The sequence below is a fragment of the Pectobacterium carotovorum genome (assembly GCF_900129615.1).
GTDB classification, from domain to species: Bacteria; Pseudomonadota; Gammaproteobacteria; order Enterobacterales; family Enterobacteriaceae; genus Pectobacterium; species Pectobacterium carotovorum.
Genome location: NZ_FQWI01000001.1, coordinates 519,563 through 537,173, shown reverse-complemented (window position 1 = coordinate 537,173; position 17,611 = coordinate 519,563). Strand labels below are relative to the sequence as shown.

Sequence of the window (17,611 nt, the reverse complement as noted above, 5' to 3'; positions counted from 1 at the left end):
GTTGTTCATAATGAGTCATTAAGACCGGGGATCAGGGATGAAACCAGTAAAAACCACACAGCGCCTGCTGGCGTATACGCTGATCCACCTGATTGCGTTTCAGCCGCTGCTGCCGGCGATGGCCGCGGGCGTGCAGGTCGCGACGGGCAATACCGCGCTGGATCAGGCCGGCAACGGCGTCCCGGTCATTAATATCGCCACGCCAAACAGCGCGGGGATCTCCCACAACCAGTACCGCGATTTTAACGTCGACAAACCCGGCCTGATCCTGAATAACGGCACGGAACAGCTCAATTCTACCCAGCTTGGTGGGCTGATCCAAAACAACCCCAATCTGAAAGGCAAAGCCGCCGACGCCATCATCAACGAAGTGGTCTCCACCAACCGCAGTACGCTGGCGGGCTACTTGGAAGTCGGTGGCAAGCAGGCCAGCGTGATTGTTGCCAACCCGAACGGCATTACCTGCGACGGCTGCGGCTTTATCAACACCCCACAAGTGACACTGACCACCGGAAAACCGCAGCTGGACGCGCAGGGGAACCTGCAACATATCGACGTGAAGCGCGGCGATATCAAGCTGACCGGGCAGGGGCTGGACGCGAGCAAGAGCGACTACCTCAGCCTGATAGCCCGCACCGCGCAGATTGATGCCGGGCTGAATGCCAACGATACCCGGATTGTGCTGGGGGCGAATCAGGTTGACGCGACGGGCAAGGTGACGGCGCAGGCGGCGGACAGTAATGTAAAAGTCGCGCTGGATACGGGCGCGTTGGGTGGCATGTACACCAACCGCATCAAGCTGGTGTCCAGTGATAAAGGCGTGGGCGTTAACGTCGGCAATCTGAGCGCGCGCAGCGGCGATATCACGCTGTCGGCGAACGGTAAACTCAGCCTCGGCGATGCGGTGGCGCAGGGCACGATTCAGGCCGACGCAGACGCACTGGCGCTGCAGGGCAAACAGCAGGCGGGAGACGCCCTGACGCTGAAAGCCAGACAGGACATCACGCTGCAGGACGCGACGCTGCGTGCTGGACAAAATATCGAGCTGGCATCGGGGGGCGGACTTAAAGCGCAAAACAGCGTCATCAGTGCCGGCGTCGATGCGCAGGGCAAGGTCAAGTCAGCGAATCAATTATCGATAAAAAGTGACAGCGTCACGCTTGCGGCTACCCAGCTTGCCGCGGGCAAAATGACGATCGATGCAGGGCAAGCGCTGCAGCAGGATGCGCAAAGCGACCTCAGGGCGGAGTCGGCGCTTGAGATGCGCGGGGACACCGTGTCGCTGGCAGGCAGCGCGGGCGCTGAAGCGGTGCGGCTGGAGGCGGCCAGCCTTAACGGTGCCGGCAGCGCCCAGCTTCAGGCGAAAAACAACGCCACGGTGCGCGTGACGCAGCAGGGTGACTGGCAGGGGAGCCTGACCGCCGGTAATGCGCTGGCCGTTGACGGCGGGCGTCTGGTACAGCGCGGCACGCTGGCAGGGAAGACCCTCACGCTGACGCTGGATGCGCTGGACAACCGCGGTGATATCGCCGCACTGCAGGGGCTGACGTTCAGCGGCAACGCCTTGACGAACCGCAGCACGCTGGCGGCGGCCGAACGGTTGACGGTTAACGCGCAGCGCCTGGACAACAGCGGATTACTCAGCGCCCGGAACGAGGTGAAACTGGAACTGCAGGCGGCGCTGAATAATCAGGGCAACATCCTGACCGATAATCAGCTGTTTTTGCTGACCGACCACCTCACCAACGGTGGCACATTGAACGCTGCGACGTTGACTGCGCAGACCATCCAGTTCACCAATCAGGGCGACGTCACGGCAAACGCCCTCGACCTGACCAGCCAGACGACCGAAAACCACGGCAGTATCAACGCACAACAGATGCTGGCGCTGCACGGTGGCAGTCTGGTGAACCATGGCACGCTCAGCGCGGGTGAAAAACTGGCGCTGACGCTGGGCGACACGCTGGATAACCGCAGCCTGATGCAGTCCGGCCATATCCTGCAGGTTACCGCTGACCACCTCAGCAATGACGGTACGATTACGGCCCCCGCCTTACAACTACATACTGGCACGCTCGCCAATCAGGGCACATTGCAGGCCGACAACGCGCTGCAGCTTGATGCCACACGTTCACTGACGCAATCCGCTCGCGGCACGCTGCTGGTGGGCACCGACCTGACGGTGAACGCGGGGCAGGTGGAGACCGATGGCGCGATTCAGGCGCAGCAGTTCCTGCTCAATGCCGAACGCTGGCTTAACGCGGGCAAGACCAGTATTACTGGCGACGGACAGATTACCGCTACGCAACTGGACAACCGCGGCAGCCTGCTGGCCACCGGGAACTGGACGATTAACAGCGAGGCTGCCAGCAATGCCGGGGCGTTGCAGGGTAATGCACTGGCTATTCAGGCGATGACCCTCACCAGCAGCGGGCAGGCACAGGCGCTTGGCACGGTGAACCTGACTGTCGCCGATACCTTTACCAATAGCGGCGACTGGCTCAGCGGGGAGGCGCTGCGCCTTCAGGCCGCGAAGGCCGAGAACCGGGGATCGTTGCAGGCGTTAACCCTGACGGCAGACGGTGGGTCTCTCAACAACAGCGGCACGATGAGCGGTATCAATAACCTGTCGCTTTTCTTAACTGGCAGTCTGGATAACGCTGGTACGCTGCAGGGCAACCAGCTTCGTGCGGAAGCGGCACAGCTCGACAATCAGGGCTCGCTTCACGGCACCGATGCGCTGACGCTGGCGATAACCGGTAACCTGTCGAATCAGGGGGAACTGCTGAGCGAGGGCGACAGCACCACGTTAGCGCAGCGGTTTGATAATCAGGGGATCTTGCAGGCGAAAAATATCGCGCTGCAGGTGAATGAACTGGATAACGCGGGGAAAATCTTTGGTGTGTCCTCGCTGGCGCTGACGGCGACCCACGGGCTCACCAATCGGCAGGCGGGAAAACTGCTTTCTCAGGGCGCGGCAACGTTAGCGGCGAAAGAGGTCGTTAATGCCGGAGACTGGCAGGCGAAAACCCTGACGCTGGCGGCAGAGAATCTGACCAATGACGGGCAGATCCAGGGGGATGAGTCCTTATCTCTGACGCTGCCCACCACTGACGGCAAGGGCACATTGGTTAACCGTGGCACCGTGACGACAGGCGGGGACGCCACGTTGTTCACGCGCCTGATGGATAACCAGGGCACGCTGTCCAGCCTGGGGCACACTGAACTGACTGGCGCGTCGCTGATTAACGACGGCCGTCTGGTGGCGGCAACCGGGCTGTCGCTGCGTGGCGACTATCAGGGGCGCGGCCTGCTGAATACGGCGGGTACGCTGACGCTGCACGGCGACACGCTGGTGAATCACGGGCACTGGGAAAGCCGTGCGCTGTCCCTGCAAGGCCTGACGTTAACCAATCAGGGCACGGTGCTGGGCAATACGGTCGCGATGTCCGTGGATCACCTGGTTAACCACGGCGACATCACCGGTGTCGATACGTTAACGCTGTCGCTCGGCGACAACCTTTACAATACTGGTGTGTTGCGCAGCGATAGCCTGTCTGTTGCGGCGGTGGACGTGAACAACCGTGGCGAGTTGCAGGGCATCAAGCATTTGCAACTGGATGTGGCGGGCTTATTGGATAACGCAGGGATAATCAGCGCCAGCAACACGCTGGCGGTGACGGCTGGCGACGTCAACCAGCGCGAGAAAGGCACGCTGGAGGGGAAAACCGTCACGCTGGACACCGCCTCACTGTTTAATCAGGGCAAGATGCTGGGGGTGGATGCGCTGACGCTCGCCATCGTGGGCACGGTCACGAACAGGGGTAATGTGCTGACGCAGGGCAACGGCATGGTTACCGCCCGGCAGGTGGACAATAGCGGTCTGGTGCAGGCCGGGTCCCTCTTGCTTGACGCGGATGAGGTCACCAACGCTGGGCAGTTGCTGGGGATGGCGGCGCTGTCCATCACAGCGAAAAACGGGTTTAACAATCAACAAAACGGGACACTGTTCACGCAGGGCGCGGCGGTGTTACAGGCCGCTCAGGCAGAGAACTACGGCGAGTGGCGAGCAGATAACCTGACGCTGCAGGCGGCCAGTTTCACCAACGTGGGACGGGTTCAGACCGAAGGCGATATCGACATCAAGGTCGCGCCCGTGAGTGCCGATCGTCAACGCTCATTCCTGCCGATGGCCTTGTCGCTGGCGGCAGATGTTCAGCAACTCAACGCGTCATCCTCACGCCAGAAAGGTGGAGCAACAGACGGTGTTCTGGACAACCGCGGAACACTGGTATCTGGAGGCGACACACAGCTGCGCGCCACGCAGATAACCCATCAGGGCTCACTCGCCAGTAACGGCGCGGCAACGCTTATCGGCGAGACGGTGGAGAATGCCGGAACCGTGCTGGCCGTCACCTCGCTGTCACTGGCGGGAAATTATCAGGGCCGCGGGACGCTGCAGACGGACGGGTTGCTGGACTGGTCCGGCACCACGCTGGCCAACAGCGGGCGCTGGCAGGCGAACGCTATCCAACTGCAAGGGTACGCGCTGGAGAATCAGGGCACGCTGCTGGGGCAGCGGACAGCGATTACGGCTGATACCCTGTTTAACGGCGGCGAGATTGCCGGCATTGATGAACTACAACTGACCCTTGCTGACCGCCTGACCAATCAGGGCCAGCTTTATGGGGCGACGCTGGGGTTGTCGGCGACTGACCTGTTCAATCAGGGCGAGGTCTCCGGTGATGCGCTGTACCTGACGCTGCAGGAGATGGTGCGCAATAGCGGCCTGATGAGCGGCAGTCAGCGGGTGCAGCTTGAGGCGAGTCAGGTCGAACAATTAGGTTCGCTCGAAAGCCGCCAACTACATGTGCAGGCGAACGCGCTGGACAATCAGGGCACGATGCTGGGCGCGGATGCGCTGACGCTGGCGATTCACACCACGGCGCGTAACAGCGGAAAATGGCTGAGCCAGGGCGACAGCACGCTGACCGCCAACCGACTGGAAAACCGTGGGCAATGGCAGGCGGGTACGCTGACCCTGACGGCGGATGACGTCGAGAATGCCGGCCAACTGCTGGGACTGTCGGCGTTGTCGCTGACGGCGAAAAATACGCTGAGCAATGCGCAAACCGGCACGCTGCTCACGCAGGGCATGGCGGTGCTGAACGCGGCCGAGGCGAGCAACGAGGGCGAGTGGCAGGCGGACCGCCTGACGCTGGACGCACAGCAACTGACCAACGTCGGCCATATTCAGGGCGACAAATCACTGAAGATGACGCTGGCAAACGGTGACGTCACTAATCAGGGGACGCTGTGGAGCAAGCTCGCCACTATTACTGCCCGTACGCTGACCAACGACGGTACCCTCACTGGCGTTGACGGTCTTCAACTGACGCTGGATGACGCGTTAACCAATCAGGGCACGCTGAACAGCTATCAACTGACTGCACAGGTCGACAGACTGGACAACAGTGGGAAAATCAACGGCCTCGACCATCTTGAACTGACAGCCGGCAATAGCCTCACCAACCGCGGCACGCTGTACGGGGCGGCGGTGGAGCTGAACGCTAGCGACCTGACCAACCTCGGCACGCTCACCGGCGTCGACAGCCTGTTCCTGAATCTGAATGGGACGCTGAATAATACGCGTGACATCGGCAGCAATGCGCTGACGCTCAAGGCCAGGGACGTATTCAACCACGGCACCCTGACGGGCGTGAACGGGTTGACGCTGGCACTCGGCAATCATATTGATAATCAGGGCGCGCTGAACAGCCAGGCACTGGCCATTACTGCCAACGCCGTGACCAACGGCGGTCAGCTGAACGGCACACGTGACCTGCAGTTGACGCTGGGCGGTACGTTGACCAACACTGGCGATCTCACCAGCCAGCGTATCGATATCACTGCGGCGGACGTGCTCAACCACCGTCAGATGCTGGGCTCGGACGATCTGCAACTGAATGTGCGTAATAAACTGGATAACCGTGGGCTTATCAGCGGCAGCACCACGCTGGATATCGTTGCGAACCATATCGACCAGCAGGGCACGCTGGAAGCACGGGCGCTGAAGGTGGACGCGCAGACGCTGGATAATCAGGGCAAAATGCTGGGCGTGGATGCACTGACGTTGGCAATTGCGGGAACGGCACGCAATCAGGGTAAATGGCTGAGTCAGGGCACCAGCACGCTGGCGGCAGATCAGGTTGAGAATCACGGGCAGTGGCAGGCGGGCGACATCACGCTGCAGGCCGCTGACCTGACCAACAGCGGGCAGATTTTTGGTATCAATGCGTTGTCATTGACCGCCGCCAACGGCCTGACTAATCAGCAGAATGGGAAACTCCTGTCGCAGGGTATTGCGGTATTGCGTGCGGCGACGGTGGCAAACGACGGCAACGCGCAGGCGGACCGCCTGACGTTTGAAGCCCAGCAACTGACCAACCGCGGGCGCATTCAGGGTGACAACGGGTTAGCCATCGCGCTGGATCGTACCAACCCCGCTAGCTGGTTAACCAATCAGGGGACGCTGCTCTCCGGCGGCGACAGCTGGCTGAGCGCCAGCCTGCTCGACAATCAGGGCACCGTATCCGGCGTGGGTAAGCTGACGCTCGACAGTGGTGCGATAAACAACGCGGGCAGCGTGATTGCTGACGGGGCGCTGTCGCTCGATGGCGACTATCAGGGCACGGGATTGTTGCATACCGCCGACACCCTGACGTTACGCGGCAATCAGCTGCGCAATAACGGACGCTGGGAAAGCCGGGCGCTGGCGCTGAACGGTGGTGCGTTCAACAACACCGGCACGGTCATCGGTGAGCGCGGTATTACGCTGGCACTGCGGGATGGCCTGACGGTCGGTAGCACCGGTCAGTTGCTGACCAACGGTGAGTTATCAGCACGGGCGGGAGCGGTCACGAACGACGGATTCTGGCAGGGCAATACGCTGGCGCTAACGGCGGATGACGTCGGGAATGCCGGACGGCTACTGGGGCTGTCGGCGCTGACGCTGACGGCGAAAAATACGCTGAGCAATGCGCAAACCGGCACGCTGCTCACGCAGGGCATGGCGGTGCTGAACGCGGCCGAGGCGAGCAACGAGGGCGAGTGGCAGGCGGACCGCCTGACGCTGGACGCACAGCAACTGACCAACGTCGGCCATATTCAGGGCGATACCTCGCTGAAGGCGACGCTGGTAAACGGCGAATTACACAATAAGGGCACGCTGTGGAGCAAGCTCGCCACTGTTGCTGCCCGTACGCTGACTAACGAAGGCACCCTCACCGGCGTTGACGGTCTTCAACTGACGCTGGATGACGCGTTAACCAATCAGGGCACGCTGAACAGCCATCAACTGACCGCACAGGCCGACAGGCTGGACAACAGCGGGAAAATGAACGGCCTCGACCGCCTTGAACTGACAACCGGCAATAATCTCACCAACCGCGGCACGCTGTACGGGGCGGCGGTGGAACTGAACGCCAACGACCTGACCAACCTCGGTACGCTCACCGGCGTCGACAGCCTGTTCCTGAATCTGAATGGGGCGCTGAATAACACGCGTGACATCGGCAGTAACGCGCTGACGCTCAAGGCCAGGGACGTCGTCAATCACGGTACCCTAATGGGCGTGAACGGGCTGACGCTGGATCTTGGCAATCATCTTGATAATCAGGGCGCGCTGAACAGCCAGGCGCTGACCATTGCCGCCCGCGATGTGACCAACGGCGGACAGCTGAACGGCACACGCGACCTGCAGCTGACGCTGGACGGTACGTTGACCAACACTGGCGATCTCACCAGCCAGCGCATCGATATCACCGCGGCGGACGTGCTGAACCACGGGCAGATGCTGGGTTCAGCCGATCTGCAATTCGAGCTGCGTAATAAACTGGATAACCGCGGGCTTATCAGCGGCAGCACCACGCTGGGCGTGGTGGCGAACCATATTGATCAACAGGGCACGCTGGAAGCGCGTGCGCTGAAGGTGGACGCGCAGACACTGGATAATCAGGGAAAGATGCTGGGTGTCGATGCACTGACGCTGGCGATTGCGAGGACGGCACGCAATCAGGGCAAATGGCTGAGTCAGGGCAGCAGCACGCTGACGGCGAGTCAGGTTGACAATCAGGGGCAGTGGCAGGCGGGCGACATCACGCTGCAGGCGGCTGACCTGACCAACCGTGGACAGATTTTTGGTCTCACTGCGTTGTCGCTGACGACCACAAATGGCCTGAATAACCAGCAGGGCGGCACGCTGCTGTCGCAGGGCGTCGCGGTACTGCGTGCGGCGACGGCAGCAAACGATGGCGACGTGCAGGCAGACCGGCTGACGTTTGACGCGCAGCAACTGACCAACCGCGGGCGGATGCAGGGGGACCACGGGTTAGCCATCGCGCTGGACCGCGCTAATCCGGCCAGCCGGTTAACCAATCAGGGGACGCTGCTCTCCGGCGGCGACAGCTGGCTGAGCGCCAGCCTGCTCGACAATCAGGGCACCGTATCCGGCGTGGGTAAGCTGACGCTCGACAGTGGTGCGATAAACAATGCGGGCAGCGTGATGGCTGACGGGGCGCTGACGCTTGACGGCGACTATCAGGGGTCAGGCCTGCTGCATACTGCCGACACGCTGACGCTGCGCGGCAACCAGCTGCGCAACAGCGGGCGCTGGGAGAGCCGGACGCTGGCGCTGAACGGCGGTGCGTTCGACAACACCGGCACGGTTATCGGTGAGCGTGGCATCACACTGGAACTGCGTGACGGCCTGACGGTCGGCGGCACCGGCCAACTACTGACTAACGGTGCCCTGCAGGCGCAGGCTGGTGATGTCACTAACTACGGATTCTGGCAGGGCAACATGCTGGAACTGTCCGCAAACGACCTGACAAACGGCGGCACGCTGCTCGGTCAGGACGGGCTGCGTCTTGATTTACTGAACACCTATCAGGGAAGCGCCCTGTCTCGTTTGCTGAGCGATGGTGACGCCGTTATCACGGCCGACCACCTAACGCAGAGTGGTGAGATAGTCGCGGGAACGCTGAGCCTGACCACCGGCACGTTGGATAACGGCGGGCGCGTGCTGGGCAGCAACGGCCTGACGGTCACAAACCGGAATGAACTGATTAACCGTGCCGGGGCGGAACTGCTGACCAACGGCGAAGGCCGCCTCGACAGCGGCACGCTGAGCAACGCCGGTGCATTACAGGCCGGTGAGCTGCAACTACGCGCCCGCGAGATGGATAATCAGGGTCGCATTCAGGGCACCGACGCGCTGCGCCTGCTCGACGTGCTGCGCTATGTCGGCGATAAAGGCAGCCAGTTGCTCAGCAAAGGGGCGGCCACGCTCCAGGCTAAACAGGCAGATAACGCCGGGTTATGGCAGGCGGGCACGCTGACGCTGAACGGCGATACGTTCAGCAATAGCGGTACCGTCGCGGGGCTGAATAGCCTGTTGCTCAACGGCGACCAGTTACGCAATCAGGGTGAGCTGTTCTCACAGGGGGCGGTGACGTTAACCGGCACGACGCTGGAGAACGGCGGCACGCTGACGGGTGTCGGCGGCTTTACGCTGCAGCTCACCGACCGCGTTGATAACCTGGCGATGGGGCGATTGCTCAGCGGTGGTGTAGGCGAACTCACGACCGGTGTGCTGAGTAATCAGGGGCTGTGGCAGTCGGACGAGTTACGGTTAACTGCCCGTGACCTCGATCAGCAGGGCCATCTGCTGGGTATCCAACTTGGGACGCTGCAACTGACCGGTGCCTATCAGGGCGCGCAGGGCAGCCAACTGGTCAGCGGCGGTGAGCTGAGCCTGACGGCCAACAACCTCATCAACCGCGGTCAGGTGCAGGGCAGCACCTTGACGTTGGGCGCGGAGTCACTCACTAACCACGGCACCCTGCGCGGCGATCGTGCGCTTAACGCCACCGCCACCGGCCAGTTCACCAATGCACCGCTGGCGCGTTTAAGCAGTGACGGCACGCTGAGCGTGCAGGCGGCCGCGTTGAATAATCAGGGCGACATCAACGCCGCCACTACCACACTGACGGGGAGCATCATCACCAATGGCGGCACGGTACAGGGCACCGCCGCGCTGCAATTGGATGGAAAAGATAAGATTGTCAACCAGCAGGGTGGACAGCTGTTATCCGACGGCACCACCACGCTTAATGCGCCCGCGGTGGACAACCACGGCTGGCTGCAGGGGCGCGGACTGGTGCTCAACACCGCGCAGCTGACCCAGCAGGGCAGCCTGATGGCGCAAGATAAGCTGACGCTGAAAATTCCGCAGTGGGTGAATAACGGGCTGGTGCAGGCCGGTGAACTGGAGATTATCGCCGACGAGCTGGACAACCACGGCACGCTGCTGGGCCTGACACAGCTGGCGCTGCAGACACAGCGTCTCATCAACCGTCAGGGGGCGAAGCTCTACAGCGCGCAGGATCTGCGCCTGAAAACCCATGAACTGCAGCAGGACGGGCAACTGGTGGCGCTGGGCAATCTGACCGCCGAACTCACCGGGCCGCTGACCGTCACCCAGAGCATGGCTGCCGGGCAGCAGTTAACGCTGAACGTGGCGGGCGACCTCGACCAGCGCGGGACGTTACAGGGTCAATCTGTCCAACTGACCAGTACTGGCACGCTGACCAATCAGGGGCGCATTCTGGCAGGCGGCGGGGACTCGCGGATCAGCGCAAAAGACATCGTACAACTGGAAGCGGGCAGCGTGCAGGTGGGTGGCAATCTGGCTTTGGTGAGCGATAACACGCTGAATAACAAAGGGCTGATTGGCACCACCGGTGACCTGCTGGTACAGGCCGGCGGTTTGCTACACAACAGCAGCATGCTCTATGCGGGCGGCAATATGCGCCTGCTGTCGGATTCCCTGACCAACGTGTTCGGCACCATTCTGGCGGGCAACAGCCTGTGGGTGCAGCGCGATGCGCAGGGTAACGCCAGTACGTCGCTGCTCAACAGCTCCGGTACCATCGAAACCCAGTCCGGCGATATCACCATTAATACCGGCACGCTGACTAATCAGCGTGAAGGGTTGGTGGTGACGGAGAGTGAATCGACGGCGGAATCGGTGCCGGATTGGGTAGGGAAAACAGATGCCTATATTCCCATTGAGTGGTTTAACAAAGAAGACTATGGCGTTTATGTGAGTGGGTGGTGGGAGACCCTCCCTGGTTCTCAATACTGGTTTATGTATGCGCCCTATGAACATTTAGAATATATAAAAGTAGTAACCCAGAGCAAAGAAGAAAAAGTAGTCTCTCAAGGTAGAGAAGGAGAGCTAAAAGCTGGGGGTAACATATCACTTGTCACTCAAAATTTAATTAACAATGCATCTCAGATAGTTGCAAATAACGATATTTCTATTAAAGGAGAAATATTAAATAACACTTCATATCATACTGGTTCATTAAATGAATATCTTACTTATAGATATTATGACGCCATATATGTAGAAAGGGGGATCAACCCTGGCCCCGTTGCTTTTCCGACTGGCGATAATGATGTGGCGAGCGGAAAATACAGATATGCGGTGGATATATCAGGCAATACAATATGGTACATCCTAGTCGGCACCCCAACCACCGAAAAAACCGTTGGTGAAAGCTATAACGCGTTAATTCAGGCGGGCGGCACCATTACCGCCGATGTTAAGCAAGATATTAGCAACACCACCCTACAGCCGGGCAGCGGTGGCTTTATGCCTGCCTCCACCAAACCGGTGCTGGATGCCATCACCACGCTGTCGCCATTGCAGAAGCAGACCACACGTCAGTTGGCCAGTCAGGATTCGTCGTTTAACGCGGGTACGGTAGACGTCACCAACACGAACAGTGGACAGGCGATGCTGGCAGGCAATGCCGCAGGCGTGACTATGTCGGGCAAAACGGTGACGCTGACACAGCAGGCGGGCACCGCGCTGCAAGCGGGCGCACAGGCTGACAACATCACAGCGGCGATCGCGGCACCGACTACCACCGGACCGCTGGCGCTCAACACCGGCGACGCGGTGGTGTTATCACCTTCTGTTTCCGGTCATGTCAGCAATCCTGATGCGGTCGTGCTGACGCAGCAGGCGGGCACCGCGCTGCAAGCGGGCGCACAGGCGGAGAACATCAGCGCGGTAATTGCGGCTCCGAATACCACCGAGCCGCTGACGCTGAACACTGGTGACGCGGTGGTGCTACAGCCTTCAACCTCCGGTCACGTCAGCAACCCTGATGCCGTTGCGCTCACGTCGACAGGCCAACGACCTGATGCCGGGAATAGTCTGACGCCAGTTAACGTGGACAACACGGTGACGGGCGTAACGATAGCGGGCACGGTAGGTAGCCTCGCCACACTGACCGCGCCGGGCATGGCGGCGATTGATGCACCGAAGCCGACGGTCAGTGCAGACACTCTGTCGGGCGGCGCTACGCCTTCTGCGCCACAACCACTTTCTGCCACAGACCTGCTGAGCGCCATCGGTAACGGGCTGCAAAACCTGAGTACCAACCCGCTTGCCGATTACCCGCTGCCGACAGGCAATAACGGGCTGCTGGTTGTCGATCCGAATGCGGACAGCCGTTACCTGATCCACACCAACCCTAAACTGGAACAGCTGGGGCAGGTGGATAATGCACTGTTCAGCGATCTGCAAACGCTACTGGGGCAGCAGCCGTCAACGGTGGTACCGGTCGAGACGCGCTCACAGTGGACGCAGGCCGATAGGGTGCTGGGGTCGTCCTATCTGCTGGATAAACTGAATCTGGATGCAGACCACGATTACCGCTTCTTGGGGGATGCGGAGTTTGATACCCGCTACATCAGTCAGGCGGTGCTGAAACAGAGCGGGCAGCGTCACCTGAATGGCACCGGCTCCGATCTGGAACAGATGCAGAAACTGCTGGATAACGCGGCCGCGGCGCAGAAAGGCATGAACCTGCAGCTGGGCGTCAGCCTGACGCCGGATCAGGTTGCAAATCTCAGCCAGAGCATGGTCTGGTGGGAAAATATCGAGGTCAACGGGCAGACCGTGCTGGCACCGAAGCTGTATCTGGCGCAGGCGGATAAAAGCAACCTGCAGGGCAGCGCGATTGTCGCGAACAAAGTTGAGCTGAACGCGGGCGGCAGCGTCACCAACAGCGGCACGCTCAAGGCCGTTGAATTGCTGGCGATCGCCAGCGGCGACAAGATTGATAACCACGAAGGCGGCTTGATCAAATCAGACGGCGGCCTGAATCTGGTGGCGCTCAACAATATCACCAACAGCGGCAGCCTAATTGAAGGCAACACGCTGCAGCTCGCCAGCATCAACGGCGATATCATCAACCGAACCGAGAGCCACAACTTCCAGACCGCACAGCCGACGGCTTCGCGCAGCGGCACTGGCTCGCTGGTCTTCACTGAACTCGGCAAAACCGCCGAAATCGTCGCGGGCAACAGCCTGACGCTCAGTGCAGGAAAGGATATCCGCAACGTGGCGGCTACGCTCAATGCCGGACAGGACATGGCGCTGAACGCCAAAGGCAATGTCGCGATTGAGGCGCTGACGCTGACCAATAACCGCGTGGATATCGGCTGGCGCAGCAGCAACACCGCGCTGAATACCTCTGTTGCAGGCAGTACCGTCAATGCCGGCGGTGTGTTGAGTGCGGTGGCGGGTCAGGACATGCAGATCGATGCCAGTTCGCTTTCCGGTGGAACGGCGCTGACGCTGGCGGCGGGTAATGATATCCGTCTTACCGCACAGGACACGCTGAAAGAGACGCTGTATCAGGGCGGCAGTACCGCGCAGCGCCGCACGCAGGACGTGGCAAACAGCCAACTCCTGAGCGGGGGCGATCTGAATCTGGTGGCCGGACGGGATGTGCTGTCCGAAGCAGCCAGCCTGAATGCCAAAGGCAATGCGACATTGGCGGCCGGACGCGATCTCAACCTGCTGTCTGAGACGGAAGAAACCTACAGCGGGAACTGGTGGAACCGTCACGCCGACTGGCAGCAAAACATCACCCAGCAGAGTACCGAGTTAACGACGGGCAAGGGCCTGAACCTGCAGGCGGGCAGAGATATCAACCTGCAGGCAGCACAGGGCGTAGCGAGCGGTGCGGTGACGGCACAGGCGGGTAACAACATCAACCTGCTGTCGGCCACCGAAACGCAACACACCTTCTTTGAAGAAACCACGGTCAAGAAGAAGCGCTTTTCGAAGACGGTGACGCATACCCTGCGGGAAACGTTGCAAACCGATGAGAAAGGCAGCTTGTTGTCGGGTGACAGTGTCATGATGGCGGCCAATCAGGATATCAACCTGCAAGGCTCCTCAGTGGTCGGTGACAAACAGGTCACGCTGCTGGCGAATAATGACGTCAACACCGCTGCCAGCGTCGAGAACTACCAGAACTACGAAGAGCACAGCAAGAAAAAAAGCGGGCTATTCAGCGGCGGCGGCATCGGTTTTACCATCGGTTCAACCTCGACCAGCCAGAAACTGCGCGATCAGGCGGCGACACAAAGTCAGAGCATCAGCACCCTTGGCAGCACGACCGATTCGGTGACGGTGAAGGCTGGGAACGATGTCACGATCAGCGGCACCGATATGGTGGCCGGAAAAGACATCTTCCTGCAAGGCAACAACGTCACCATCGACCCAGGCTATGACACACGCAAACAGCAGCAGGAGTTTGAGCAGAAAACCGCGGGGCTGACCGTGGCGCTGTCTGGTGTGGTGGGTTCGGCGCTCAACAGCGCGGTGCAGAGCATTCAGGCGGCGAAAAGTGAAAGTGATGGCCGACTGGCGCTGCTGCAGGGCATGAAGGCCGGGCTGTCCGGGTATCAGGCCTATCAGGGCAGCCAGTCCGAGCTGAACAACAAGGGGGAAGCGTCTTTTGTTGGCGTCAGTATTTCTCTCGGGGCGCAAAACTCACGCTCCAGCCAGACCAGCGAGCAGAAACAGAGCTTTGGTTCGACGCTGAATGCGGCGGGAGATATTGGTATCGAATCGCGTACCGGGGATATCACAGTCGCAGGTAGCCAGCTTAAGGCGGGCGGCGACGTCATGATGAACGCGGCGCAGGATATTCACCTGCTCTCAGCCCGTAACAGCGAGGAGATCAGCGGTAAAAACAGCAGCAGCGGCGGGAATATCGGCATCAGCCTGGGACTGAGTAACGGGAGTGCGGGGCTCAGCATTTTCGCCAACGTTAATGCGGCGAAAGGGCGGGAAACCGGTACGGGCAATAGCTGGTCAGAAACGACGGTGGATGCGGGTAACCACGTCACGCTGAAAAGCGAACGTGATACGCGACTGATTGGCGCGCAGGTGAACGGCGAGCGCATTGATGTTGATACCGGACGCAATCTGCTGCTGCAAAGTCAGCAGGATAGCGAGCGTTATGATTCCAAACAGACCAGCGTAGCGGCCGGGGGGAGCTTTACCTGGGGATCGATGAGCGGCAGTGGTTACCTCAGTGCCAGCAAAGACAAGATCCACAGTAACTATGACAGCGTGCAGCAGCAGACGGGGTTCTTTGCCGGTAAAGACGGATTTGGTATAAAAACCGGTGAGCACACCCAGCTTGACGCTGCGGTAATTGGCTCCACCGCCAGCGCAGAGAAAAATCGGCTGGAAACGGGGACGCTGGGCTGGAGCGGGCTCAACAACAAAGCCGAATTCAAGGTGGAGCACAGTGGCATTGGCCTCAGTGCCAGTCCATCAATGAGTGGCAGTATGCTCTCGACACTGGCGATGACGGTACCGTCGGCGCTGATGTCGCTGGGTAACAGCGGTAATGCTTCCAGCACCACCTATGCGGCGGTGAGCGATGGCACCTTGTTGTTGCGGGATACGGCGAAACAGGTGCAGGATATCACCACGCTGAGCCGTGACGTTGAACACGCGAACAACGCGCTCAGTCCGATCTTTAACAAAGAGAAAGAGCAGAAACGCCTGAAACAGGCGCAGCTGATTGGTGAAATCGGCGCGCAGGTGATGGATATCGTGCGCACGGAAGGCGAGCTGAAAGCGCAGAAAGCCGCGGAGGCCAAGGGCGACTCCAAAGTCAAACGTCCGCAGGACGGTGATTCGGTCGCGATGTGGGAGGACTATAAAAAAGCGCTGACAGAATCGCCGACCTACAAAGCCGAGATGCAGAAATACGGGACGGGTAGCGATTTCCAACGAGCGGCACAGGCAGCGACTGCGGCGATTCAGGCACTGGCGGGCGGGGACATCCAGAAAGCGATTGCCAGCGGTGTATCACCGTATCTGGCGCAGTTGGTGAAAGATGTCACGATACCGAAGGATGAAAGTAAAATCACGGCGTCGGATATTGCAGCCAACGCGATGGCGCACGCGGTAGTGGGCGCTGTTGTTGCCCAACTGTCAGGTCAGGATGCGGCTGCGGGGGCGATTGGAGCCTCCAGCGGTGAACTGGCCGCCCGTGCGATCATGGCTAAAGTATATCCTGGAAAGACGGCGAACGACCTGACGGAAGAGGAAAAACAGTCAGTCAGCGCGCTTTCCACGCTGGCCTCCGGGCTGGTATCCGGTCTGGCAGGCAACAGCACGGCGTCTGCCGCCAGCGGCGCGCAGTCTGGGCGTAATGCGGTGGAGAATAACTTTTTGAGTGCGAAAGAAGCCGAAAAGAAAACGGCACTGGAGCTCAAGGAGAAAGCCGGGACACTGACGCAGGATGAAGCGAAAGAGTTGGCTGATACCCGTCAACTGGATAAAGACCGCGATCAAGCCATTCGTGATATCTGTACTCAGGGCAACAAATCGAGCGGAGCGTGCTCGGCACTGGTGGCTCAGGCGCAGCAGGCGCTGAACAGTTATGGTGAAAGTGCTGCAAGTTACCGGCTTATCTTTAAAGACTTGTACCCGCAGGACGCCGCTAATGTAAGTGACATACTGTACGGCTTGGATGCAGGCAGTATTACACGCGATGCTGCGATAACCGCGATAGCGGAGAAGAATAACAAAGACTGGACTGAGGTGGCATCGGAATACGATAGGGCGATGCAACTGCATGGGCTTGTCAGTGCGCTGGCTGGGTTCTATGGGATAGGGGCAGCAAATAAATCCGCCCAAGTAGACGCTACAATTTCCTCGCCAACAAAAGCTGGAACAGCGGCTCTGGGAACAAAGATAGATAATAGTTTAATTATAACTGACAAAGAATATTTGCCTGAATCTATTATTTCCACATTTAGATCAGGGAAATACGAGACGGTTATTACTCGTGAGCCTGTAACTCTATTTAGAAAATTTGGTGGTTCAGAGGAACAAGCAAAGCTTGATGGTGGATACGCTACAACAGTCTCAAATGCGAGCAGGAACGAGACTGCGGTGTATAAAAAATGGAGTACTACCCAGTTTGAAGCGCAAATTGAAATACCAAAGAATACTAAACTTAATATAGGTGCTGTTGGCGAACAGCCACCTCTGAGCACTAATCCGAAATATACTGGTGGGGCAGATCAAATACTGTTACCAAGAAATTACTCAACAGATTGGATAAAATCAGTTAGAGATGGTAAGACAGGAAAAATCTACACTTATGATGAGTTTAAAACTAAATTCCCTGATCAGGTGACAAGAGGAAAGTAA

General features: G+C 59.4%; 1 protein-coding gene. It reads left to right on the top strand.

Annotated features, from left to right (window positions below; genetic code table 11):
• Positions 1-37 precede the first annotated feature (37 nt).
• On the top strand, positions 38-17,611 hold the full coding sequence (locus BUB06_RS02360; protein ID WP_236689869.1) for a hemagglutinin repeat-containing protein: 17,574 nt from the start codon (positions 38-40) through the stop codon (positions 17,609-17,611).

Coding starts and splice junctions, on each gene's coding strand:
- BUB06_RS02360 (WP_236689869.1), top strand. CDS start 38: ATGAAACCAGTAAAAACCACACAGCGCCTGCTGGCGTATACGCTGATC.